At 54.8% G+C, this 23,540-nt stretch carries 23 protein-coding genes and 1 riboswitch; of the genes, 9 read left to right on the plus strand and 14 right to left on the minus strand.

Features of this window, described 5'->3' with window-relative positions:
* Positions 1-19 precede the first annotated feature (19 nt).
* On the minus strand, positions 20-949 hold the full coding sequence (locus tag ACTHO6_RS05825) for a ketopantoate reductase family protein (protein ID WP_440240337.1): 930 nt from the start codon (positions 947-949) through the stop codon (positions 20-22).
* 227 nt (positions 950-1,176) lie between these two features.
* Between ACTHO6_RS05825 and glnA the strand changes: the two genes are divergently transcribed.
* Together glnA and ACTHO6_RS05835 are read left to right on the plus strand one after the other, a co-directional pair.
* On the plus strand, positions 1,177-2,595 hold the full coding sequence (gene glnA / locus ACTHO6_RS05830; RefSeq protein ID WP_440240339.1) for a type I glutamate--ammonia ligase: 1,419 nt from the start codon (positions 1,177-1,179) through the stop codon (positions 2,593-2,595).
* A gap of 575 nt (positions 2,596-3,170) precedes the next feature.
* Positions 3,171-3,320 carry a hypothetical protein gene (locus ACTHO6_RS05835; protein ID WP_440240341.1) on the plus strand — a complete coding sequence of 50 codons (150 nt, stop codon included), beginning with the start codon at positions 3,171-3,173 and terminating at the stop codon, positions 3,318-3,320.
* A gap of 53 nt (positions 3,321-3,373) precedes the next feature.
* Here ACTHO6_RS05835 and ACTHO6_RS05840 read toward each other — a convergent pair whose 3' ends face one another.
* From ACTHO6_RS05840 to ACTHO6_RS05865, 6 genes are all read right to left on the minus strand, one after another.
* On the minus strand, positions 3,374-3,538 hold the full coding sequence (locus tag ACTHO6_RS05840; RefSeq protein ID WP_440240343.1) for a hypothetical protein: 165 nt from the start codon (positions 3,536-3,538) through the stop codon (positions 3,374-3,376).
* An 84-nt stretch (positions 3,539-3,622) separates the two neighbouring features.
* Complete coding sequence (locus ACTHO6_RS05845) at positions 3,623-4,474, minus strand: energy-coupling factor ABC transporter ATP-binding protein (RefSeq protein WP_440240345.1); 852 nt, start codon at positions 4,472-4,474, stop codon at positions 3,623-3,625.
* Between the two features lie 4 nt (positions 4,475-4,478).
* Positions 4,479-5,270 carry a cobalt ECF transporter T component CbiQ gene (cbiQ, locus tag ACTHO6_RS05850; protein WP_440240347.1) on the minus strand — a complete coding sequence of 264 codons (792 nt, stop codon included), beginning with the start codon at positions 5,268-5,270 and terminating at the stop codon, positions 4,479-4,481.
* Positions 5,267-5,551 (minus strand): energy-coupling factor ABC transporter substrate-binding protein, encoded by a 285-nt coding sequence (locus tag ACTHO6_RS05855; protein WP_440240349.1) that lies wholly within the window; start codon positions 5,549-5,551, stop codon positions 5,267-5,269. The genes cbiQ and ACTHO6_RS05855 overlap by 4 nt, the downstream gene beginning before the upstream one ends.
* Positions 5,548-6,312: an energy-coupling factor ABC transporter permease gene (locus tag ACTHO6_RS05860; protein WP_440240351.1), complete on the minus strand. Its 765-nt coding sequence runs from the start codon at positions 6,310-6,312 to the stop codon at positions 5,548-5,550. Before ACTHO6_RS05860 ends, ACTHO6_RS05855 begins: the two co-directional genes overlap by 4 nt.
* A 143-nt stretch (positions 6,313-6,455) precedes the next feature.
* Positions 6,456-6,651: riboswitch (cobalamin riboswitch) on the minus strand.
* Positions 6,652-6,810: 159 nt separating this feature from the next.
* The gene (locus tag ACTHO6_RS05865; RefSeq protein ID WP_440240353.1) at positions 6,811-7,902 is read right to left on the minus strand and encodes a quinone-dependent dihydroorotate dehydrogenase; all 1,092 of its coding nucleotides are present in this window, start codon (positions 7,900-7,902) and stop codon (positions 6,811-6,813) included.
* Positions 7,903-8,046: 144 nt separating this feature from the next.
* Here ACTHO6_RS05865 and ACTHO6_RS05870 point away from each other — a divergent pair, with 144 nt between their 5' ends.
* The 3 genes from ACTHO6_RS05870 to ACTHO6_RS05880 are packed head-to-tail and all read left to right on the plus strand — an operon-like array spanning position 8,047 to position 11,691.
* The gene (locus tag ACTHO6_RS05870; protein ID WP_440240355.1) at positions 8,047-9,147 is read left to right on the plus strand and encodes a GerAB/ArcD/ProY family transporter; all 1,101 of its coding nucleotides are present in this window, start codon (positions 8,047-8,049) and stop codon (positions 9,145-9,147) included.
* Positions 9,137-10,519 (plus strand): spore germination protein, encoded by a 1,383-nt coding sequence (locus tag ACTHO6_RS05875; protein ID WP_440240357.1) that lies wholly within the window; start codon positions 9,137-9,139, stop codon positions 10,517-10,519. Before ACTHO6_RS05870 ends, ACTHO6_RS05875 begins: the two co-directional genes overlap by 11 nt.
* A complete protein-coding gene (locus tag ACTHO6_RS05880) occupies positions 10,516-11,691 on the plus strand; it encodes a Ger(x)C family spore germination protein (protein WP_440240359.1) in 1,176 nt (391 codons plus the stop codon). Before ACTHO6_RS05875 ends, ACTHO6_RS05880 begins: the two co-directional genes overlap by 4 nt.
* A 76-nt stretch (positions 11,692-11,767) precedes the next feature.
* Here the strand turns inward: ACTHO6_RS05880 and ald are convergent, their stop codons facing one another.
* The 3 genes from ald to ACTHO6_RS05895 form a co-directional block, all read right to left on the minus strand.
* Positions 11,768-12,892 (minus strand): alanine dehydrogenase, encoded by a 1,125-nt coding sequence (gene ald, locus ACTHO6_RS05885; protein WP_440240361.1) that lies wholly within the window; start codon positions 12,890-12,892, stop codon positions 11,768-11,770.
* Positions 12,893-13,021: 129 nt separating this feature from the next.
* Positions 13,022-14,263 carry a PucR family transcriptional regulator gene (locus ACTHO6_RS05890; RefSeq protein ID WP_440240363.1) on the minus strand — a complete coding sequence of 414 codons (1,242 nt, stop codon included), beginning with the start codon at positions 14,261-14,263 and terminating at the stop codon, positions 13,022-13,024.
* A 554-nt stretch (positions 14,264-14,817) separates the two neighbouring features.
* Positions 14,818-15,372: a helix-turn-helix domain-containing protein gene (locus ACTHO6_RS05895; RefSeq protein ID WP_440240365.1), complete on the minus strand. Its 555-nt coding sequence runs from the start codon at positions 15,370-15,372 to the stop codon at positions 14,818-14,820.
* Between the two features lie 308 nt (positions 15,373-15,680).
* On the opposite strand from ACTHO6_RS05895, the gene ACTHO6_RS05900 reads away from it, so the two are divergent.
* Both ACTHO6_RS05900 and ACTHO6_RS05905 read left to right on the plus strand, forming a co-directional pair.
* Complete coding sequence (locus tag ACTHO6_RS05900; RefSeq protein WP_440240367.1) at positions 15,681-16,982, plus strand: MFS transporter; 1,302 nt, start codon at positions 15,681-15,683, stop codon at positions 16,980-16,982.
* Between the two features lie 18 nt (positions 16,983-17,000).
* Positions 17,001-17,987 carry an ornithine cyclodeaminase family protein gene (locus ACTHO6_RS05905; protein ID WP_440240369.1) on the plus strand — a complete coding sequence of 329 codons (987 nt, stop codon included), beginning with the start codon at positions 17,001-17,003 and terminating at the stop codon, positions 17,985-17,987.
* Positions 17,988-18,078: 91 nt separating this feature from the next.
* On the opposite strand, the gene ACTHO6_RS05910 is transcribed toward ACTHO6_RS05905, so the two are convergent.
* Entirely contained in the window at positions 18,079-18,432 is a 354-nt protein-coding gene (locus ACTHO6_RS05910) for a response regulator (protein ID WP_440240371.1), read from the minus strand.
* A 118-nt stretch (positions 18,433-18,550) separates the two neighbouring features.
* Complete coding sequence (locus ACTHO6_RS05915; protein ID WP_440240373.1) at positions 18,551-18,721, minus strand: hypothetical protein; 171 nt, start codon at positions 18,719-18,721, stop codon at positions 18,551-18,553.
* A gap of 198 nt (positions 18,722-18,919) precedes the next feature.
* Between ACTHO6_RS05915 and ACTHO6_RS05920 the strand changes: the two genes are divergently transcribed.
* On the plus strand, positions 18,920-19,930 hold the full coding sequence (locus ACTHO6_RS05920; RefSeq protein WP_440240375.1) for a BMP family ABC transporter substrate-binding protein: 1,011 nt from the start codon (positions 18,920-18,922) through the stop codon (positions 19,928-19,930).
* 4 nt (positions 19,931-19,934) lie between these two features.
* Positions 19,935-21,758 carry an ATP-binding protein gene (locus tag ACTHO6_RS05925; protein ID WP_440240377.1) on the plus strand — a complete coding sequence of 608 codons (1,824 nt, stop codon included), beginning with the start codon at positions 19,935-19,937 and terminating at the stop codon, positions 21,756-21,758.
* Here ACTHO6_RS05925 and ACTHO6_RS05930 read toward each other — a convergent pair.
* Complete coding sequence (locus ACTHO6_RS05930) at positions 21,739-22,596, minus strand: alpha/beta hydrolase family protein (protein ID WP_440240681.1); 858 nt, start codon at positions 22,594-22,596, stop codon at positions 21,739-21,741. The genes ACTHO6_RS05925 and ACTHO6_RS05930 overlap by 20 nt on opposite strands.
* 5 nt (positions 22,597-22,601) lie before the next feature.
* Positions 22,602-23,495 (minus strand): LysR family transcriptional regulator, encoded by an 894-nt coding sequence (locus ACTHO6_RS05935; RefSeq protein ID WP_440240379.1) that lies wholly within the window; start codon positions 23,493-23,495, stop codon positions 22,602-22,604.
* Positions 23,496-23,540 lie beyond the last annotated feature (45 nt).

Genomic DNA, 23,540 nt, shown 5'->3' on the forward strand with positions numbered 1-23,540 from the left:
TTTCGCCCCTTATTATACCTTATTTCCCTGCTTCCCGCTTCTGTTCGTAAACCTTCAGATTATTGTAGACAACTTTCAACAGCGGCGTGGACAACCCTCTTTGTTCCGCGCGCTCCAGGAGGTAGCCCTGCAGATGGTCGGCCTCGACCGGAAGTCCTTTTTCCATGTCGCGCAGCATGGACGATTTCGTTTGCGGGGGCTGGTTTCGGAAGGTTTCCATTTGCTTTTCGACGATATCCGGCTTGATCGGCGCTTCCAGCGCCTGCATGACGGACACGATCTCCTCCGCCAGCTGCCTGGTCAGCTCCACCCCATAGGCCGACTCGCGAATCGGACCGACAGCCGCATTCATGAGCGTGGTAATCCCGGAGAACGTCGCGATAAACAAATATTTATGCCAAGCCTCGCGCTGGATGTTGTTGCTCCCCCGCATCGTTCCGTTGATGTTGGAAAAAGCCTGCTCCAACCGCTCGACGCGCTCGCTTTTTCCGCCTTCCCACTCGCCAAACACCGCTTCGTGAATCGGACTGGTTTGCACGACATCGCCTTCCGCATTCAACGTCGTTTCAATAAAACAAAGGCCGCCAAGCACCCGTTCACGTCCAAAGCGATCCCATAGCGGCTCCATGTGAGCTATCCCGTTCAACAGCGGAATCACTACCGTGGAGTCTCCGACATAAGGGGCAATCGCATCGATGCTCTCTGTCAGCGTGTACGCTTTGTTGGACAACAGAACGACATCGAACGGGCCTGACGCCTCGCCCGCCCGGATGATCTGCGGACGCTCCAGATGCAGGTCGCCATGAATGCTCTGCACCCGCAGGCCCCGCTCCTGCAGTTGTCTGTATCTACGTTCACGCACCAGAAACGTTACATCGACACCCGATTCCGCCAGTCTGCCGCCAAAATAACCGCCGATTCCTCCTGCCCCAAGAACCAGTACCTTCATCCAACGATCGCCTCCGCATGTATTCATAATCGTTCGTCTATATTCTACAGAATGGGAACCAATTTCTGAACCCCACAATATCATGTTAGAAAAACTAACATTTGGAGTAAGAAAACCTCTTGACGAACATTGTCTGTTGTAGCTATAATTCGAAATATAGAAATTCACTAAAACACGAACGATTAATATTCAAATACGAAAATATTTCGCGAATGGAGTGGGTTGTTTTGGATATGAAAACGGTCTTGTCCACCATCGAGGCAGAAAAAGTAGAATATGTGGACTTCCGCATTGTCGATTTGCTCGGTCGTCAGCACCATGTTACCATCCCTGCTTACGCAGTAGATGAAGGCACCTTCCGCAACGGCGTTGCCTTCGACGGCTCCAGCCTCATCGGCTACAAATCCATCGAAGAGAGCGACATGGTCGCCATGCCTGATCCTTCCACCGCATTTCTCGATCCGTTCGTGGAAGCCAAAACCATGAACATCCTCTGCAACATTGTCAATCCGGACAACACCCCATACACACGCGACCCGCGCAGCATTGCCCTCAAGGCAGAGGCGTATCTGCAACAAACCGGACTGGCTACCGCTGCTTACTTCGGACCGGAAGCGGAATTTTTCCTGTTCGACAGCGTGCGCTACGACTCCGGTCCGTCCGGCTCCTACTTCCACATCGACTCCGAGGAAGCGTTCTGGAATACCGGAAAAGAAGGACACAACCTGGGCTACAAAGTGCGCAACAAAGGCGGGTACTTCCCTGTACAGCCAACTGATTCGCAAATGGACATCCGCAACGAAATGTGTACCCTGATGACCAAAGCCGGGCTGCACGTAGAACGTCATCACCACGAAGTAGCGACTGCCGGTCAAGGCGAGATCAACTTCCGCTTCGACACCTTGACTCGCACCGCAGACAACCTGCTTTTGTTCAAATACATTGTGCGCAACGTAGCGGCAAAACACGGCAAAACAGCGACCTTCATGCCGAAGCCAATCGTTGGAGACAACGGTTCCGGCATGCACGTTCACCAAAGTCTGTTCAACGGCGATACTCCGCTGTTCTATGAACAAGGCGGCTACGCCAACCTGAGCGAGACAGCGCTCCACTACATCGGCGGCATTTTGCACCACGCTCCTGCCCTGATCGCGCTGACCAACCCGAGCACCAACTCGTTCAAACGTCTGGTTCCAGGCTACGAAGCGCCTGTCAATCTGGTTTTCTCCAAAGGAAACCGCTCTGCTGCCGTACGGATTCCTGTCGCCGCTGTAACGCCAAAAGCGTCCCGGATCGAATTCCGCACGCCAGACTCCACCGCGAACCCTTACCTGGCCTTCGCTGCCATGCTGATGGCTGGCCTGGACGGCATCAAGCGCAAGCTCGACCCGCGTGAGCTCGGCTACGGCCCGCTGGATCGCAACATTTACGATCTGTCCGACGCGGAAAAGCATGAAATCAAGCGCGCTCCCGGCTCCCTGGAGGAAGCTCTGACAGCCCTCGAACAAGACCACGCTTTCCTGCTCGAAGGCGGCGTCTTCAACAAGGAAGTCATCGAAAACTGGATTGCCTTAAAACGCGGAGATATTCAACAAGTGGAGCGGACTGTGAATCCGAAAGAGTTTGAGTTGTATTACGATCTGTAAGCCTAGAAAAAAATCAAACTGCCGACGAAGCAACTGTCGGCAGTTTTTCTTTTGTCTGATCTTGTTGGCTCTGGCCTCTCTACAGACATCCACCTACGAACACTGGCGAACAGGCGCATCATCAAGAAGAATCGTGTTACATGGCCATGAAGGTTCGTCCAATCACTTCGACTAGCCTTGCGTACACATAGAGTATGCAACAAAAGGAGGAGGTGGAGTCATGTCCTGTTTCTTTCGCCGCCGCTGTGGCTGCGGTCGTCGTCGTCGCTTCGGCTGTGGTTGCCGTCGTCGTCGCTGTCGCCGCTTCTTTTAGGTAAGGGGAGCCTGATACCGTCCGAACGCAACATGCGGGCGGTGTCTTTTTTTTGCCCGCATGACCCGCGGCGATTTTTGGCGTCTCCAGACCGCCCCCATCGGACGTAACCCGTTTATCCGTCCTAAGCAGCTTGCGCGAAGATGCGGAGGGACTGCTTCACGTTGTGTCACAAGCGGCAGGGCTAGCGGAAAGCGTGACGGTCCCAGACACCCAAGCATAAGATGCAAGGGCGGATATCCTACGGAAATGAGGCTGGAAAATGAAGCAGAACAATGGTTTTTCTGCGGAAGATCTGGCGTTGATGGCGGCCGTTCTGGTCCTGTTGGGCGATTTTTTGGCCTTTTTGTCCATCCTGAAAGATCGACAGGAAAAGGAAGAAAAAGAAAAAGCAGAAAAGAAAGACAAATAAAAAGGAACAGCCCTTCTCGTCTTGTGCAGGCCGAGAAGGGCTTTTGGCGCGGACTACGACTTTCCCGTCAGATACTCGTCCTTCGCCTTTTTTTCCTTTTCTGCGTTTGTCATTTCTTTTTCCAGGACATTGAACATGAGCTGGTCTTTGACTTTGCCGGGGATTTCCGTTTGCTCCTCGCCAGCAAGCCCTGAGCTCATCAAGGAGTCGTGTTCCATCGCGATACCTCCAGAGGAATTTTGAGGTTAAGATACCCCAAAATAACCGTTGGCATGCACGCCGGGACGACCGCTTGCCTGCCTCTACCGGAGAACAGCCTGTCCGGCCAGGCGTTTTTTTACTTCCTCCAGCGAACAAGGAATCCGCTCGCCCGCTCCCCGTCTCCATTCAGGCGGCAACGCTTCCCATATCTCGGCGATCAGCGGCAGGCCCAAATGCAGGCTTTCCAGCATTTCTTTTCGCGCCAGCGCCTCCTGGGGCTCTCCGGCAAATACCAGTCTTCCTTCCTCCATCACGCAAATCCACTCCGCCCATTCGAAAGCGATGTCCATATCGTGGGTAGCCATCAACACGGTTGTGCCGCTTTGGTGGATGGCATCGAGCTCGCGCAGCAGTTGTTTGGTCTGGTAACGGTCGAGGTAGGCCGTAGGCTCATCCAATAGCAGCAGCTCCGGCGCAAGCACCATGACTCCGGCGAGGGCGAGACGCCGCTTTTGTCCCAGGCTGAGATGATGGATCGGAACGTCCGCAAGCTCTGTCAAGCCAAACGCATCCAGGACAGCCCGTACCTTCTCGCGGATGACGTCGTCAGGCACGTTCCGGTTGCACAGTCCGTAGGAAACATCCTCGGCCACCGTGCCGGCAATCAGTTGCTGCTCCGGGTCCTGGAAGACCAGCCCGACTTTTTGCGTCATCTCCTGCAAGGCCGCCCGTTTGTAGCTGAGCGGGGTCCCTCTCCACAGCACTTGTCCTCGCTGCGGCTGGATGATCCCATTTCCGTGCAAAAACAAAGTGGACTTGCCACAGCCGTTTCGCCCGAGCAGCGCGCATTTTTTTCCCTCCGGAATGCCCAGGGACAATCCTCTCAGGACAGGGCCAAGACCGCCTGGATAGGCGTAGTGCAAATCAACAAATTCCAACAGCCATGATGTCAACGCGTTATCCTCCTGTCCACCACTCCAGCAAAATCAGCAACATGCAGCCTGCGATGGATTCTGCTTCATATCGGCTGGAGCGAGCATGAGTGTGCAAGGACAGCACCCGCAGGCTTTCCCCGAAGCCTCTCGCTGCCATCCCTTTGTACAGCGCATCGTACTGGCGCATAGACCTGACGAACAGCTGGGCGGCCAGTCCGCTGACGTCGCGCAGCATCGACCGGAACCCAGAGTGCCCGCCACGCGCGCGCCGGGCAATCCAGAGCTGATGCGAGACGCCGAGCAGCACGAAAATAAAGCGGTACATAATCATCAGCAAATCCGTCACGATAACCGGCAGCCTAAGCTTGCGCAGCACTTGCAAAATCTCGGTGAACGGCACGGTAAACAAGACAAAGGCAAAACAGGCGAGACTGGCCATCGTCCGCCAAAACAGCACCCACACCTTGCCGCTGGCGCTTACGGGAACGTAGACCAGGTATGGCCCCACCTGCCACGCCGCAGCGGCCCGGACCGCGGTGGCCGTCTCTATCCTCGCCGCTTCCAGCACCAACGCCGGAAGACCCAGAACAAAAAACGAAAGAGACAGGATGAAGAATCCACAATAGAAACGGACGGGAATACGGGCATATACGGTCACCCATACGCCCATCCAGAGGCAAATCGCCATCTGCACCCATACATGTCCCGTCAAAACGAGCACCATCAGTACGCCCGCGAGCAGGAGCTTGTGCTCGGGCGGCAAACCTCGCAGCCGATTTTGATAGGAAAGCGAATCAAGCTTTTGCCCATTCATTTTTTATGCTTGTCCAGCCGACCCTTGTACAAGCCCATGGCATAGCCGACGACGCCCGCTCCGAGCGCCGCCTGCACGGCGAACAGCAAGCTCTCTGTTTCGCCGCCCGGCGGCTCCAGCAGTGGCTCAAACCAAGGCTCGTAATCCGGTGCGATTTCCTTGATCGCTTCCTCAGCCGCTCCGTCCGCTCCCCCGAACTCCGAGTCCTGCACCAACAGTAACGGCACAACCGCCAGCACGACCACGCCCAAAAGCAGCAGCCAGTTCATCCCTTTTTTCACAGCGATTCCTCCCGTTTCAGCAGGCGAAGTTGCGCCAGCTCTTTCGCGTTGTAAGACTGTAGCCAGTTCCAGACGAGCACGGTCAACAGCCCCTCGCTGATCGCCAACGGAACCTGCGTGATGGCAAAAATCCCTGCGAATTTCGCAAACGATGCCAAAACCCCTCCGGACTCAGCCGGAAAGGCCAAAGCCAGCTGCATAGAGGTCACGACATAGGTCGCCAGGTCAGCCAGCGCAGCGGCAGCAAATACCGCCAAACGCTGTCCGCCGTTTGCGCGTACGATCAGGCGGTAGACGCCGTAGGCTACCAGCGGCCCCACCACCGCCATGGACACCGCATTGGCTCCGAGCGTCGTCAGCCCTCCATGCGCCAAAAGCAGCGCCTGGAACAGCAGCACCAGGCTGCCGAGCACAGACATGACCCACGGACCAAACATGATCGCGCCCAGCCCGGTTCCCGTCGGATGGGAGCTGCTGCCTGTCACCGAAGGAATTTTCAGAGCGGACAGCACAAAGGCAAACGCGCCGGATACGCCGATCAAGAGCTTCATGTGCGGATGCTCTTTGACGATTTGGTTCAAGGAACGAATGCCGAGAATAAAGAACGGAAGAAAGACAACCCACCAAAACAGCGCCCACGACAGGGGCAAATACCCTTCCATAATGTGCATCGCGTAAGTCGTCTGCGGTTCATTTACAAGAAAATACAGGACAAAGCCTGCTATCAACAGACAAGTCGATACAAAACGTGACCGATTCAAGACATTTCCTCCTCCTTTGCTGTTCTTTTTTCACCAACGAAAAAAACCTCATCCGGCAGCAGACGAGGTATGCGCACCAAAACAACAGACCGTTGGCACAGTCAGATTGCTTCGTATTCACCGCTCCTTTCCGCGAAGGCATTTCTGGGTGTGGCCGATAGGTAGGTCTCCTGGCTTTCAGCTCATCGCGCTCTTTGGCCTTCCCCATCTGGAACATGAGTGGCTTTGTCTCAAAGAGAACTCCCTGATTACAGTGGCGGGACCGCTCGGGACTTTCACCCGATTCCCTGTTACCCTTTATGCCGCTTGCATAAAGGCACCTATCGCCGACAATATGCAATTGTTAGACAGTTCATGCTTGTCCCACATTATTATACAGAATCAAGGAAAAAAGCGGAAGAATAGAATCAGTGGCGCCTAGCCGCGAAAAAGAAAAACCGATGACCCGCTATCTTGCGAAAGTCATCGGTTTTCGTATAAGCGCAGCTTCCCCATCCTTTACGCCTTGGCGTCAACGCCGACCGCCTCGCTGATATGGGAAAAGCCGTCCTGCTTCAAAAGCTTCAGCAGCTTTTTGTTGATTTGTCTGGAGATACCAGGGCCTTGATAAATCATTCCGGTATAGACCTGGACGAGACTTGCGCCCGCGCGGATTTTCGCGTACGCATCTTCTCCTGTGAAGATACCCCCTACGCCAATGATCGGCACCTTGTCGCCCACTTCCTGGTACATTTCTTTTACCCAGGCAGTCGCGCGTTCTGCCAGCGGTCGTCCGCTCAGTCCTCCCGCTTCCTCGGCATAGCGATGCCCCTGAACCGCTTCCCGCGACAGCGTTGTGTTGGTGGCAATAATACCGGAAATGCCCGCTTCCACTGCACCTTGCACGACGTCGCGCATCTGCTCGTCGGACATATCAGGCGCTACCTTGAGCAGAATCGGTTTTTTCCGAATGCCGCGCGCTTCCATTTCGGCCGCTTTTTCGCGCACCGCCCGCACCAGCAGCCGCATGCTCTCGGTTTCCTGCAAATCGCGAAGATTGGGCGTATTCGGAGAGCTGATATTGATGACGAAATAATGGCCGTACGAATAGAGCATGTCCAGGCATTTGATATAGTCGGAAGCCGCATCCTCGTTGGGAGTGACTTTGTTTTTCCCAATGTTGATCCCGATCGGAACATCGGAATACGCGTAATCGACCAGGTGTTGCGAAGCCAGATAGGCACCGTGGTTGTTGAAGCCCATCCGGTTGATGATCGCCTCGTGCTCAGGCAAGCGGAACAGGCGCGGCCTCGGATTGCCCGGCTGTCCTTGCGGGGTCAGCGTCCCGACTTCCACAAAACCGAACCCTAACGCCCCCAGCGCATGATACACCTCGGCGTTTTTGTCAAAACCTGCGGCGAGTCCGACCGGATTGGGAAACGTCAGTCCCCACAGCTTTGTCGCAAGCCGTTCGTCCTTCACTTGGAACATCATTCTCAGCAAGCTTTTTCCCGGAGCAGAGTCTTCCACCAGCTTCAGGGCACCGACCGTTTTTTCATGAATCTCTTCCGTATCCATCTGGAACAGATAGTTTCTGATAAGCTTGTACATCCCGGTTACACTCCTTACTCCATTTTCACCTCATTGTAGAATACCACACTTGATTTATCGTGGGCTAACCTTTATACGCGATACATATTTCCAGCCGGGCAAACAAACCCTAACAAAACCACCAAGTCGGGGGGACGTTGGTTCATGAAAGCAGATGGAAAAATCGGGATTGGCCAGGCGATTATGGTGATGATGCTGTCGATCGGAATCACCAACCATGTTACTCTTATCCCCCTGCTCCTCAGCAAAGCCGGGCGCGATGCCTGGCTGAGCGTCATCTTTGGCACCATCCCCTTTTGTCTTTGGGCGTATGCGCTGTTTTTCATCAACAGCCGGATCAAGCAGCAATCGTTGTCCCAATGGCTTTTGCTCCGGTCCGGAAAAGCCGTTCGCTTCCTGCTGCTCGCCCCCGTCATGTTCTGCCTGTACATGATGGCACTCGTCAATCTGGTTGATACCCAAACATGGACAACCGTGAACTATTTGCCGCAGACTCCCGAGTGGGTGACGGCGCTTGCCCTGATGCTTTTGTGCATTCTCGCCTCCTATGGCGGGATCGCCTCGGTCGGCATTACGTCGGGGATTTTGCTGCCCATCGTTTCGCTGCTCGGCATGTTCATCGCATTCGGCAATATTCCCAAAAAAGACTACTCGCAGCTCTTGCCGCTGTTCCAGAACGGAATGGCCCCGACCCTGCACGCCATGGTTTTCGTGGGAGGAGGCTTTACTGAGATGTTCCTGCTATTGCTTTTGCAGCATCACGTGCGAAAGCCGCTGCGTCTCATCCACTTTCTCGTCATGATCGCCATCACCTTGATGCTGACGCTCAGCCCGCTGACGGGGGCCATCGCGGAATTCGGGCCTGTAGAGTCGACACGCCAGCGCTTTCCCGCCTTCGAACAATGGCGGCTGTTAACGATCGGCAAAGACATCGAGAACATGGAGTTTTTTTCGATTTTCCAATGGCTGTCCGGCTCGTTTATCCGCATTACGCTTTGTCTGCTGCTGCTTGGGGAGCTTTTGGTCCTGCGTACAAACAAACAGCGAACGTATGTCATGTTCGCCCTCGGCGCCAGCATGATCGTTCTCGCCAGCCTCCCCTACAGCGACATGCAGTTCGTCGACTTCCTGTCGAAGATCTACTATCCGATGTACCTGCTCGTTATGGTAGCTGTCACGCTCTTCCTGCTCCTATTGTCCCTGCGAAAACCAACCGGATTGGAGGATGCGAGCCATGACCCTTGAAGAGGAGCTGCGAGAACAATTCGCGCATTGTGCGGATGTCATCTTTTTGCGGACGGTCACTCCGAACGATCAGACGATTCTCATGCTGTACTGTGAAGGTCTGGCCGACGTGCGGCTGTTGCAGGAGACGGCGTTGCCCCAATTGGAGCGCTGCCTGACCGCGGGAGACTTGCGCTCCCTTCCGCTGATTCCGCTGTACGGCAATCCCGAGCTGTGGGCAGAGCGGCTCTTCGCCGGAGATCTGCTCATCTTTTTGGGAGGATCGCCGCCGTTTTCCTGGGACATTTCCAATCGTCCGCAACGGGGCACAGAAGAAGCCAACACAGAGATTTCGATCAAAGGTCCGCGAGACGGCTTCGTGGAAGATTTGTCTACCAATGTCGCGCTCATCCGCAAGCGCCTGCGAACGATTACGCTTGCCTATGAGCCATTTATTCTCGGCACACGCTCTCGCAGCCGGATCGCGCTGATGTACCTCACAGACAGCGCCCCTTCCGATCTGATCGAGATGATGCGCGACCGCCTGCTCACCTGTGACAGCAAAAAAATATTGAACAGCGCTCTCCTGGAAAAAATGCTGAGCGACAACCGCAACTCCCTGTTTCCGCTGGTGGATTACACAGGGCGGCCCGACTTCGCCATTTACATGCTGCTGCAAGGAAAAGTCATCGTGATGGTCGACGGCTCGCCCTTGGCCCTGATTGCTCCTGTCTCGCTTTTGGAGCTGATTAAATCTCCGGAGGACGATCAGTACCCGATCGTTTACGTATGGCTGGAGCGTTTGCTGCGTCTCGGAGGTTTTTGGATCGCCGCGTTTCTTCCGGGATTCTGGATTGCCCTGTCCGCTTATAACGTGGAGCAGTTTCCGTTTCAACTGCTCGCCACCATTACCCAAGGGCGAAAAGGCTTGCCTTTTTCCGCTCCCATGGAGCTTTTTATGATTCTGTTCATCTTTGAATTTCTGCGCGAGGCCGGAGCGCGTCTGCCGAAAAACGTCGGGCAAACACTCGCGCTTGTCGGGGCGCTGATTATCGGGGACGCTTCGATTCGCGCCGGGCTGACTTCTCCATCGATGCTGTTCGTCGGCTCCCTGACTGTCGTCGCTTCCTTCACGCTCGTCAACCAGGCGCTCAGCGGAGCAGCTACGGCCGCCCGCTTTCTCGTGTTCATCCTGTCCTCTACCATCGGCATGTACGGGTTCGTCATCAGCATGATCGCGATTATTTATTACTTGTCCACCTTGACTTCGTTCGGCAGACCTTATCTGCTGATGGGTTCGTCCAATATCATTGGGAATTTGTACCAGGTTCTGTTCCGCCCGTTGATCTACTTTTTCCGGACAAAATCGGTGAAGGACGGAGATGCAAAATGAAGGCCGCCCGGATAGCCTGCGCGTTGCTTGTGTTGGCCACAAGTATCATCAGCGGGTGCTGGGACCAGAAATCGATTCAGGATCTCAGCTATTTGTCGGCCATTGGCGTGGACTTTATCAACAATGAATACGTCTTCTACGCCCAGTCAGTCGACCTGGCTAGCGTAGCCAAACAGGAGACAGCCGGCTATCCCAAGTCCCCACCCGCCACGATTTCAATCGGAAGAGGCAAGACGCTGATGTCCGCGTACGATAATCTGCAAAAAAACTCGCAGATTCCGCTCTTTCTCGGGTTTGTCTCGTCGCTTGTGTTTCACGAGCGCATTCTGCAAAAGGGGATTATCAGCACGCATGACATTTTGAACCGCTACGGTTTGATTCGCTACACAAAATGGGTGTTCGCCACGCGGGAGCCCCTCGACAAGGTGCTTGGCAACTATTCCCTGTCCGGCTTCTCCCCGTTGACGTCCCTGCTGCATCAGCCCAAGGACCTCTACCAGCAGCGCTCCTTTATCGAGCCGATCCAGTTTTTTCGCTTCATCTCTGATTTTTGGGAGCCGTCAAGTACGGTTCTGCTCCCGAATATCGCGATCTACGAGCGTTCCTGGAAGGAGAACAACCACTATGTCCCTCGGCTTACCATGGATGGCGTACACGCGCTTCATCGCGGCACATGGAAAGGATATTTCCCCAGCGGAGACTTGATGGGACTACGCTGGATGGACGAGAATACCGATTTTGCCGGACTCATCATCCGCGAACGCAACATCCCCAAAGCCACGATCAGCATCAAGCACGTCGGGCTCAAAGTCGAACCGATCACAACCGGCCCCGTGCCGCGCTACCAGTTGCATGTTCACTTGCTCGGCTTCATTCGGGAGCTGATGAGCGAGGTCAGTCCCGCCCATATACAAAAAAACGCGGAAGAGCAGGTTCGCGAGCAAATCAGAGGAACGTTTCTGAAGGGACTAAAAAAGGGCGCCGATCTGTACGGACTGGAAAAGGAGCTGTTCAAAAAAGACTACCGGGCATGGCGGGCGTATGAAAAAGAGCATCGCACCGCGCCTACTCCCGACTCGATTGCCAGCATTCACGTCCATGTCCATTTGAGCGACTCGGGCAAGATGAAACTGGATTCCACCGAATACCCGTCCCCGCTCGGACACGAGTAAAAGCCTGCTCAGCAAAAAAAACTGCTTGCCGACAATCAGCGGCAAGCAGTTTTCTATTAGATGGCAGAGAACGACATTAGTTTTTCACCAACAGAACATCTTCTACGGAAACGTATGGCAGGTTGTGCGCATCGGCTACAGCTTTGTACGTTACTTGTCCGTCGATGACGTTGACGCCTTTCGCCAGCGCGCGGTTGTCGCGGATCGCTTGCGCGTAGCCTTTGTTTGCCAGTTGTACTGCGTAAGGAACGGTCACGTTGGTCAGCGCCAGCGTAGAGGTGCGAGCGACCGCACCAGGCATGTTCGCTACTGCGTAGTGAATGACGCCGTGTTTTTCATAGGTTGGGTTGTCGTGCGTCGTAATGCGGTCGATGGTTTCGATGGAGCCACCCTGGTCGATCGCCACGTCTACGATCACGGAACCCGGCGTCATCGCTTTTACCATCTCTTCGGTTACCAGACGCGGAGCACGCGCGCCAGGGATCAGAACAGCGCCTACGAGCAGGTCTGCTTTTTTCACAGCGTTTGCAATGTTGAAGGAGTTGGACATCAGCGTTTGCACGCGGCCTTGGAACAGGTCATCCAGTTGGCGCAGACGGTCTGCGTTCACGTCGATGATCGTGACGTTTGCCCCGAGACCGAGCGCCATTTTCGCAGCGTTTGTACCGACGATCCCGCCGCCGATTACGACTACCTCACCTTTTGGCACGCCAGGTACGCCGCCGAGCAGTACGCCTTTTCCGCCGTATGGTTTTTCCAGGAATTGCGCACCGATTTGTACGGACATGCGGCCCGCCACTTCGGACATCGGCATCAAGAGCGGCAGAGCGCCGTTGTCGAGCTGGATGGTTTCATATGCAATCGCAATCACTTTTTTATCAATCAGGGCGCGCGTCAGCTCAGGCTCTGGAGCGAGATGCAGGTACGTGAACAGAACCAGCCCCTCACGGAAGTAGCCGTACTCAGCCGGAAGCGGCTCTTTTACTTTCATCACCATGTCAGCAGCCCATGCATCTGCCGCGGTCGGAACGATCTCAGCGCCTACAGCGGTGTAGTCTTCGTTGGTGAAACCGCTGCCAAGACCTGCGCCGGTTTCTATGCGAACTGCGTGCCCGTTTTGCACCAGAGCAGCTACGCCAGCTGGCGTGATGGCAACGCGGTTTTCGTTATTCTTAATTTCTTTCGGAATTCCAACGATCATGATAGGTAGTCCTCCTTGAAAACGCCGATTTAATGAGATCACTATCATTGTACAGCGACAAATGGTAGCGTTTCCTTGGGGATTCCTTTAATTTTGGTGTCCTTCTGTTTGTGAAAATCCACAAACGAACTATGGTTCCTGATCGAGCTTCGCCATTTTCAGCTCCAGATAGAGGGCCGCCCGCTGGTTCATGTTCTCCAGATCGACCCGCATGATTTCCTCGATCCGCCGCAGCCGGTAGCTCAATGTATTGATGTGGATGTGCAGGCGCTGGGCCGTTACGTTTACTTTGCCTGCGGCATCGAGAAATGTCTCCAGCGTCTCCAGCATCGCCGTCTGATTGTCGCGATCGTACTGCCTGAGCTTCTCCAGACGTTCATTGTGGTAGCCCTGCTCCGCTTCCCACTGCTTCAATTGCAACAGGTAGCGGTAAATGCCCAGTTCGTGGTAGCCGTAGATGCCTTCGTTTTCCTTGGGGAACAGCTTTTTGATTTTGAGCGCGTGCAGCGCCTCCCTGTAGCTTTTCCCAATCTCCAGATAGGTCCGGTAGCCGAGTCCGTAGCCTGCAATCACCTGCCGCCCCTCGGTCACGTGAGCTTCCAGCTTGCCCAGGGAATCGGCCAAAAACTGCTCGACCTTGCGAATCAGCATTTCGCGAACGTCTTTTTTGCGGTCCTCGCCAAGTCCGATGAGCAAAATGATTTGCGAGCCGTCTACGACCCACAGCAGCTTGTCGCGCATGAGCAGCGGGTACAAATACTGATCGAGCCGCGCTCCGGCCGCTTCAATGACGCAGATCAGATACGCGGGCGGAAGCTGCATTTGCAGACTGTCCGCTTTTTGCCGGATGGCGCTCTCGCTCTTGTGGTTGCCGAGCAAAAGCTCCCACAAAAATTCCTTGCGCCGCTGCTCCTCGGCCTTGCGCTTCCCCTGCCGCTGCATCAGACGCGAAACCGCGACCCGTGCGGCCTGGCGCAATATCTCATCGTCCTCGCGCGTAATCGGCCGATTCACTTCCTGCGCCCAAATATACCCCAGTACATCGTTGCCCCGGCGAATGGCGATCGCCACCCGCTTGCCCAGACCGACTTCGTCCTTGGCCGGGATGTGTACAGGGTCATCCTGCGTCAAGAGCTCCTGAAACACGCCGTCCTTCCACAGCCGGGTCAACACCTTTTCCGGCACTCTTCGGCCCATGATCGTCGACCAGCGCGCCTGATCCGTGCTGTCCCCATGGGAGCTGTAGGCAATCAGCTTGTGATCCGCATCTTCAACCGTAATCGGGTTTTGCAACAGCTCTCCAATCACATCGGCCAGTTCTTCAATATCGGCATGCTGATACTGCTGAAAATAATTAGGCTCTCCGGACACATTTTCACCTCTTTACCGCGCTTTCTGTGTGGTTCCTTTATTATACAAGAAAGCAAGAGCGGCACGCACGTTTTCCGCCAATGCAAAAAGAGCAGGACATGGCTGCTCTTTTTGTGGATGACCACCATTTGTTGGCTTGCATAGCGGCAACGGTAACTATTTTTTATAGCTCTTCCACTTCAGATATACATTTGCAATGGATGTAATCGCCAATACACCCAAAAGTAAGTTGGTAACTTCCAATGTACTCGTTACATTCCCAATTGGTCCACTTATTGATTCAATTGGCATTCTTAATTTATCCCCAATTTCTCGAATACTATGACTTAGATCATTAATGTACTGTATGTATTCTCCCATATCGAAAACTCCGTTAATCAAGATTACCTTTCATCCAACATCAAGTATATACTTACATTCAATTGGTTTTAAGCAAGTTTATCCCAAACTCATGAGTGAATACATTCACTCACAACGAACATTTCCACCAAAAAATCGGCGACCGCCCCCGGCAGAATACCGGGAAGCGATCGCCGCATAGGTCGACCTTCTTTCTACTGCTCTTTCTCCCCAACGGAATTGACGCACAAAAAACGGACGACCTCCCCCGTGCGATTCAGCCAGTTGTGCGGGGTGGAGGAATCCATGTGAATGCTGTCCCCCGGGTGCAAGTCGTGCTCCTCCTCTCCCAACAGCAGCGTCAGCACGCCCTCCAGCACGTAGACGAACTCTTCTCCTTTGTGCCCAAAAGGCGTTCCGTTGTCCTCGTGGGGCTGCAAGGTGACGAGGATCGGCTCCAGCAGACGCGTCTTCAGGTCGCCTGACAAATCCTCATACACAAACGGGAAGTTGCTGGGCGCAGCCGACTTGTTGCCGCCCCGCCGCACACGGCTGCTCTTCGTCGCAGGCTTTTCGGAAAAGAAATAGCTCGGGCTGACCTCCAGCGCCTCCGAGATTTTTTTCAGCGACTCCAGCGTAATCGACGACTTCCCCCGCTCCACCTGAGACAAAAAGCTGATCGACAGTTCGGTTTTTTCGGCTATTTGCTTGAGGGTCTTTTTTTGGCCAAGCCGCAACGACTTAATCAAGACGCCAATCGTAGGTTTCATCCGCTCTCCCTCGACTTGATTTTTGCAGGATAGGTTTATCATACCGTTTGTGCGAATCAGGTGCAAAACGCGCTTGCGACAAATAGCGAGATCTTTTATAATCTTACTTATTATCAGACAACAAGCGTTTTCATTTTTTATTCCCGAAAATTGAAGTGTCACTTCAATCATGAATTGAAGTGCTGCTTCCATTCTCCGCACTCCTCATCCAGGCTACCACTTGCCTGTGCAGAAAGGAAGGTGTCTGTCCGCGCTATACACGCCCCTTTACAGCAAGCATCATCACAACAAGGGAGGATCCGAAACAGATGGCACTTCAACCACAAACGGGAATTTCCAAACAGATTCAAAACAAAGCGCTGTTCGCCAGCCTGGTTGGCAGCTCGATTGAATGGTTCGACTTTTTTCTGTATGGAACGATGGCGTCGCTCGTCTTCAACAAGCTGTTTTTCCCTTCTACCGATCCCACTGTCGGCTTACTGCTCTCGTATATGTCGTTTGGTCTTCCTTTTTTCATCCGTCCGCTTGGCGGGGTTCTTTTCAGCCATATCGGGGACAAGATCGGCCGCAAGAAGACGCTGGTGCTGACGCTCTCCCTGATGGGGGGCGCGACTGTGCTGATCGGCTTGCTGCCGGATTACAATTCCATCGGCGTCTGGGCTCCGATCTTGCTCGTCCTCATGCGACTGATCCAGGGCTTGGGAATCGGCGGCGAGTGGGGAGGCGCGCTCTTGCTCGCGGTTGAGTATTCCGGCAAAGGCCGTCGCGGCTTTTTCGGCAGCATCCCGCAAATGGGCGTAACGATTGGCATGCTGCTCGGCACCTTGGCGATTTCCTTGATGAGTGCGCTTCCGGAAGAACAATTTTTGTCCTGGGGCTGGCGCATTCCGTTCCTTTTGAGTGCCGCACTTGTCTTCGTGGGACTGTGGATTCGCAATGGCATTGACGAAACTCCGGCGTTCCAAATGGCGAAAGCCACCGGAAATATCGCCAAGGTGCCGATTGTCGATACGTTCCGCTACCATTGGAAGTCCGTACTGATTGCAGTGGGAGCAAAAGTCGTGGAGACGGGACCGTTCTACATATTCTCTACATTTGTCATCGCCTACGCGACAAATTACCTGGCGTACGAACGGGTTACCGCGCTCAATGCCGTCACCATCGCCACGCTGGTCGCGACGATTGCGATTCCGTTCATGGGCAAGCTCTCCGACAAAATCGGCCGAAAGCCGTTGTACATCGGCGGCACGATTGCGATGATCCTCTTTGCTTTTCCTTACTTTTACCTCTTGTCCCTGAAATCTGCCCTGTGGCTGACGGTCGCCACGGTGGTCGGTCTGGGCATTCTCTGGGCTCCGGTGACGGCCGTGCTCGGTACCCTTTTCTCCGAGATTTTCAGCACCAATGTGCGCTATACGGGGGTCACCGTGGGCTACCAACTCGGTGCGGCGCTGGCTGGCGGTACTGCGCCGCTGATCGCGACAGCCCTGCTCAGCTCTTATCACTCGTGGGTCCCTGTTGCCTTGTACATTGTGCTTTGCGGAATCATCTCTCTCGTTGCCATCTTCGCAACAAAAGAAACAAAGGATTTGGACATGGACCAATCCTGATCGAAAGGATGAGGCATCTTGTTAGTCTTGAGCCGCGAACATATCGAACAAATCTATACGATGAAAGATTGCCTGGAGGATGTGGAACACGTCTTTCGCGCGCATCGGCAAGGAAGTGTCATCACCCCGGTGCGAACCGCGATTGACCATCCGAAGTACGGCGCTACCAGCCTGTACATGCCCTCCTATCTGGCAAGCGACGATTATGCGGCCGTGAAAATCATCAGTATTTTCCCGGAGAACCACAAACACAACATCAAAGCGCTGCAAAGCGTCATCCTGCTGACCGAAGCCAAAACCGGGCAGCATGTCGCGATGATGGATGCGAATCTCTTGACCGTCATGCGAACGGGGGCTAGCAGCGGCGTCGCCACCAACTACTTGGCAAAGAAAGAGGCCCACAGCTGCGCCGTGTTGGGCTGCGGTGCCCAGTCCATCGGCCAGATTCAAGCTATCATGGAGGTTCGCCCGCTTCGGCAGCTTTTCCTCTACAATCGCACGCGAGCCAAGGCCGACGAGTTGAAGGCACGTCTGCGGGCGCTCTATCCGGATTGGCAGGGAGAGATTACGGTAGTGGACAATGCCAACGAAGCCGTCGCGCAGGCACAGATCGTCATCTGTAGCACCAAGGCGACCGAGCCGCTGTTTGCCGCCGCGAGCCTGCGCCCTGGCACCCACATTAATGCGATTGGGGCATTCCTCCCCCACATGCGCGAGGTCGATTCTGCCACCGTGCAGACGAGCAAGGTCGTCGTCGATACGCTGGAAGGCGCCGCGCACGAGGCAGGCGATCTGCTCATTCCGATCGAGCAGAACGAATGGAGCTTCGCACAATTGCATGGGGAATTGGGAGAAATTTTGATCGGGGAAAAGCCAGGCAGGGAAAACGATGAGGAAATCACCTTGTACAAGTCTGTCGGGATCGCCTATCTGGATACGGCCGTCGCCAAGACGGTTTACGAACGGGCCAAAGCCGCCGGAATCGGGACCATGGTTTCCTTGTAGGTCTGCTCCCATCTGATTTCCGATTTTATTTCGGAGCAAGGAAGAAACAGCCGCCAGAGGCCATCGCCCTGGCGGCTGTTTCTCGCTTAGCTTACAGCAAGCGCGAGATCGCATCGAGAATCTGCTCTTTTTGAAACGGCTTGATGACAAAATCACTCGCCCCCGTCTTCATCGCTTCCAGCACTTTTTGGCGATGTCCGACTGCGGAGCAGATCAGCACCTTGGCATCCCGATCGTAATCCAAAATTTCGCGCAAGGCTTCAATGCCGTGCATGTGCGGCATCGTGATGTCCATCGTGACAATGTCCGGCTTCAACTCCTTGTACTTTTCGACCGCCTCCAAGCCATTGCTCGCCTCTCCGCAAATCTCGTGCTGCTCGCCCAGCATATCCGTCAGCATCCTTCTCGTGAAGGCTGCGTCATCTACAATCAGCAATCGGGCCATGATGTCCTATCCCCTCACATCTTGCTCACATTCTACCTATTACTTTTGCAGAAATCGCAAGCCTTGTCCACGAGAGAAAATGACTTCTTTTGTCGAAACAAACGTTTGTCGCCACTCCCTACGGTTGAAAGCCGATTGGCCCTGCGGTTTCGCCCGAATCGCGCCCGTGGGAGGCAAGCGGACTCTCCGGCTTGGGATGCGGGGTCGTCTCGCCTATTTCCGGCAGATCGACCTGCCGAACTTCATCCGGTATGTCGGTTTGGGGAATTTCCACGATCTCTTTGTTCATGACAGACTCCTCCTTGTTTTCTTGCTTCTGCTGCGGATTTTTCCTCTTTAGCGTGTCCCGAACCGTTTTTTTCATGCCACTCCACCCGCCGCCAGCATTTCCTCTTTTTTCATTGCGGCCATTTTCCGATATAATAGGAGTGCACTTCTATGTCGATGACATGAATCCACGCTTGTTCCCTTTGGAGGAGAATCATCCATGCTCAAGCTGAAGCCTTTTTTTGCCCTGTTCACCGTTTTAGTTGTCGGGCTGCTTCTGCTCATTACCAGTCAGTTCATCACCAGCATGAAGCATCTGGATGCCGTCATGAATGAACGCCGCCCTTCGTCCGAAATATTGCGCGTCGCCTTGCTGTTGGAAGGCCCCACCTACGATCAGGGCTGGAACAGCAGCGCGATGGAAAGCATCACGGAAATGCAAAAAAGATTCGGCTTTTCCCTGGAAATCGCGAACAATTTAAAACCGGAGCAAATTCTGAACGCGGCGCAAAAATACGCCGCAAACGACTACGATCTCATCCTGGGACATGGCGTGATTTTTTCCGAGCCGTTTACCCGCGTGGCGCCCCGCTATCCGCAGACCCGCTTTGTTTCCTTCAACGGGGAAGCCCCGCATCCCAACCAGACGACGATTCGCTACGACATGAAGCCCGCCGGTCAGCTCGTCGGCATGCTTGCAGCGAAAATGTCTCGCACCCGCAAAGTCGGCTATATTGTGGTGGACAAGCCGCCGGAAATGGCCCAGGTCGAAGGCTTTCGCGAAGGGGTAAGGAAGGTCTCCCCGAAAACGGAAGTCGTCATTGGAAAAGTAGCGGATTTTAACGACATTGACCGTGCGGTACAGAAAACACGCGAGATGATCGCACGCGGCGTCGATGTCATCTACACAACGGGCGACAGCTTCAACCTTGCCGTCATTACCGAAGCGCAGCGAGCCAAGGTGTACACCATCGGCTATATCGCCGATCAGCGCTACATGGCACCGGACTATGTTCTCGCCTCGCTGGTGCAGGACGTCCGCCAGTGCTACCGCATTATTTTGGAACAATATACGGCAGGCCGGCTTCCGAGCGGCAAAGTCGTGTACGGTCTGGCCGAGGGCGTGAATCATCTCAGCCCGTTCGGCCCCATGGTGCCCCCGGAGGTTCGTGAAGATCTAGAACGGGAGTGGCAGCTTCTCACTTCTTCCCGTGGCTCGTTTGGAGGTTAATTGGATGTCCCTATTCAGCAATCTTGGATTCCAGAAAAAAATCATGCTCAGCTATCTCGTCATGATGCTGTTGATCGGATGTGTCACCAGCCTGTTCAGCTACCAGATGACAAAAGTGACCTCCGACGAAGTGCATCTGACGCAATACGTCTTGCCGCAAACGAGCGCGCTGCTGGAGGTCAAAAACCAGATCTACACCAAGACCTACGCCCTGAATATGTACACCTTGACCCGCGACGAGTCGTATCTCGACCAGTATTACACCAATCTGATCGACACCGCCCGCTTTGCCTCGCTGACGAAAACGGAGGAAAACAGCGGCCTGTTCTCCATCATCGAATCGATTTCCAAGCTCGATTTTCTGTTTTTGAACAAAATCAACCCGCTGCTGAAGGCCAACAACGTAACAGCCGTCAGCTATGTGCTCAGCCAGGAGGTCCAGCCCTTGATCGACCAGTTGGAACGGGACTTGTCCTTCTCGCTCAACCAGCTGGAGTACAAGACGAACAAAGAGTTTCAGCACACCAACGAAAGCATCCGCGTATCGCTGATTCTCACCTACACGGTCTCTGTCGCCGCGATCCTGTTCGGTTTTTTCTGCACGTTTTACTTCCGCAACGAGTTGCTTCGCCCCATCGAGTCGTTGATGAAGCAAGTTCGCGAAGTGGCCAAAGGGACGTTCGGACAGCAAATCGTCTACACGCACCAGGATGAATTCCGCGAATTGGCCCAAGAGTTCAACAAGATGTCGAGCAACATTGCCAATTTGTTTGCCCAGGACGCGATGCAACGCCAAATTTTGACGGAAGAAAAAAATATTCGGGAGCAAATCCTCAACTCGCTGCCCGTCGGGATTATTACGCAGCCGTCTGCCGGGGCTGGCATTCACGTCAACAAGCTGGCGAGTCATCTGGTCAAAGTCGACGAAGCGGGCTACCCGATGGCCAAGGATGCTTCGTTTCTGGCGTCAGCCGACAACGAGGAGTCTCCCTGGTTCGTCAATCGCAAAATGACGCTCTACAAGCAGGATGATACGCCTTTTATCGCGCTTGTCTCGCATGTGCCGCTGCACAATCACCAGCACGATCAGGAATCGGGCTGGATGGTCGCTTTCCTCGATATTACCGAGCAGGAGCAGATTCAAGAATACTTGAACCAGTCGGAAAAGCTCGCGATGGTCGGCCAGCTGGCAGCCGGAGCGGCGCATGAAATCCGCAATCCGCTGACTGTCATCTACGGCTTTATCCAGTTGCTGGAACAGCGCCTGTCCGACCAGGAGCGGGAACGCTACTACCTCCCGCTCATCTTGCAGGAAATCGAGCGCGTCAACCGGATCGTCACCGAGATGTTGATGCTCTCCAAGCCGTCGAAGCCGGACTATCGCGAGGTCAATCTCGCGGGCGTCATCCACTCCATTCTTCCGTTGATGAACGCCGAGGCCATGCTGCACGGCATCGAGATCATTGATCGTTGTGCGCCCACGATTCGCTTGCATGTCGATGTCGAACAGCTCAAGCAAATTTTGCTGAACCTGATGAAAAACAGTATCGAGGCCATGAAAGAAGGCGGCCTTCTTGTCATCGAAAGCGACCTGGACGAAAAAGCCGTGCATATTCATGTGAAAGATACGGGAGAAGGGATTCCCCAAGAGTACCTCGTGCGGATTTTCGACCCGTTCTTCTCGCTAAAGGAAGACGGAACCGGGCTTGGCTTGCCGATCTCGCGCCGCATGGTCGAAAACCACGGCGGGGAGCTGCAAGTGAAAAGCAAGCCCGGACACGGAACAGAAGTGACGATCACGCTGCCGCTCACCCCGAAGGACGACTAGGGCGATCAGGTACAGCCTGCGCGGAAACGGCCCGTTCCTGCCCGCGTTCATCCAGCCAGGCAAACATGTTGCGCGTGTACAACTCCATCTCCTCTCCGACAAACAGATGGCTGGCCCCTTCCGCCAGCCATTTTTCGTGGCGGACGCCTGCCTGGCTGAGCGCCTCTGCCAGCCTGTGGGCATGCTCCACGCTCACGTTTTCATCCTCTGTGCCGTGGATGATAAGCACCGGACAAGCGATCTCTGCCGCCCGATACAGCGGCGTGCGGTAGCGGTACGCTTCCTCCTGCTTGCGCGGGTGCCCGATCAGCCTGCGCAGCATTCTCCGCATGTCCACCCGCTCCTCGTACGTCAACGCCATGTCGCTGACGCCGCCCCAGACGACTGTCGCCAGCAAGCCTTTGCACTCCATGGCCGCAAACAACGCCATGACCCCGCCCCGGGAAAAGCCGTACGCGCTGATCCGGCGGGCGTCGACGATGTTCAGCTTGCAAAGCAGCTCGTACGCCGCAAACACGTCCTGCCGATCGGCTCCGCCAAACTCGTCGCGCCCCTCCCCGCCTTCATTTCCCCGGTAGTGCGGGGCGAGGATCACGTAGCCAAAGGCCGCCAGTTGGCTGATCCGCTCCGGCCTGACCCGACCAATCCCTCTGATCCCGCCGCGGCAGTAGAGCAGCGCCGGGAGTCTGGCCCCGTCGGTCAAAAAGCTCTCCGGTACAGCCAAAGCCGCCTTGACCAGCAAGCCGTCGCTGTAGTAGCTGACCGTGTAGAGCGCGACGTTCGGCACGACCGACTCTTCGCACACAGCAGTAACAAATGGCGATAAATCAACCTGCATCCTCTTCACGATTCCTCTCTCTTCGCTCTTTTGGACGTCCATTTTTCTACCAGAAACTGCATGGACGGGGACAGCCACTTCTTTTGGTGGTAGACCAACTGGATGAAAAACGGAGGCTTGTCGTTTTGAAAAGGCACGGCAGCCAGTATCCCCTCCGCCTGCTCTCTGCGCACAGCCATGGACGGCAAGAGCGCTACTCCCAACCCGCAGCGCACGCACTGCTTGATCGCTTCCGGGTTGCTGAACTGGCACGCGACCCGATGAGCAATGCCTTCTTCGTTCAGCACGTCAATCAGCATGCCCCGGTACGTGCAGCCTTCCTCGGTGAGAATGAACGATTCGTTTTCCAGATCGCGGGCCGTGATGGCAGGCAAGCCCGCCAGCCGATGCTCGGGAGGCATGACGATCACGAGTTCCTCCTGGGCAATGGTCTCGGCGACAAGCTCTTTGTCGGTACAACGGCGATTAAAAATGATCCCGAGATCGAGATACCCTTCGCGAAGCTGCTGCAAAATCGCTTCCTCGCCGGCCGTGCGCAACACGAGATCCACTTTGGGATAATGCGCGCGAAAGCTCTGCAAATACGGCGGCAAAAAGAAAGCCGCCAGCGTGTCAATCGTGCCAATCGTCAACGGACCGCTCTCCTGGCGGTTCACGACCTCCTTAGATTCCCCATATAGCCGAATCATTTCCCTCGCATACGGCAAAAGCGCTTCCCCAGCCTGGGTCAGCCGCAGCTTGCGCCCATAGCGCTCGAACAGCGGCACCCCGTACGACTGCTCCAGCTTTTGCATCTGGGCCGTCACCGTCGGCTGCGCATAGCCAAGCTCCTCTGCCGCCCTGGTAAAGCTGCCCCATCTGGCCACCTCACGAAACGTATGCAGATACACCAGCTCCATGGCGGCTCCCCCCTTTGTTCATCTATAGAAACAGATGATGGTATT

This window comes from Brevibacillus sp. SAFN-007a (assembly GCF_051967035.1).
Taxonomy (GTDB): domain Bacteria; phylum Bacillota; class Bacilli; order Brevibacillales; family Brevibacillaceae; genus Brevibacillus.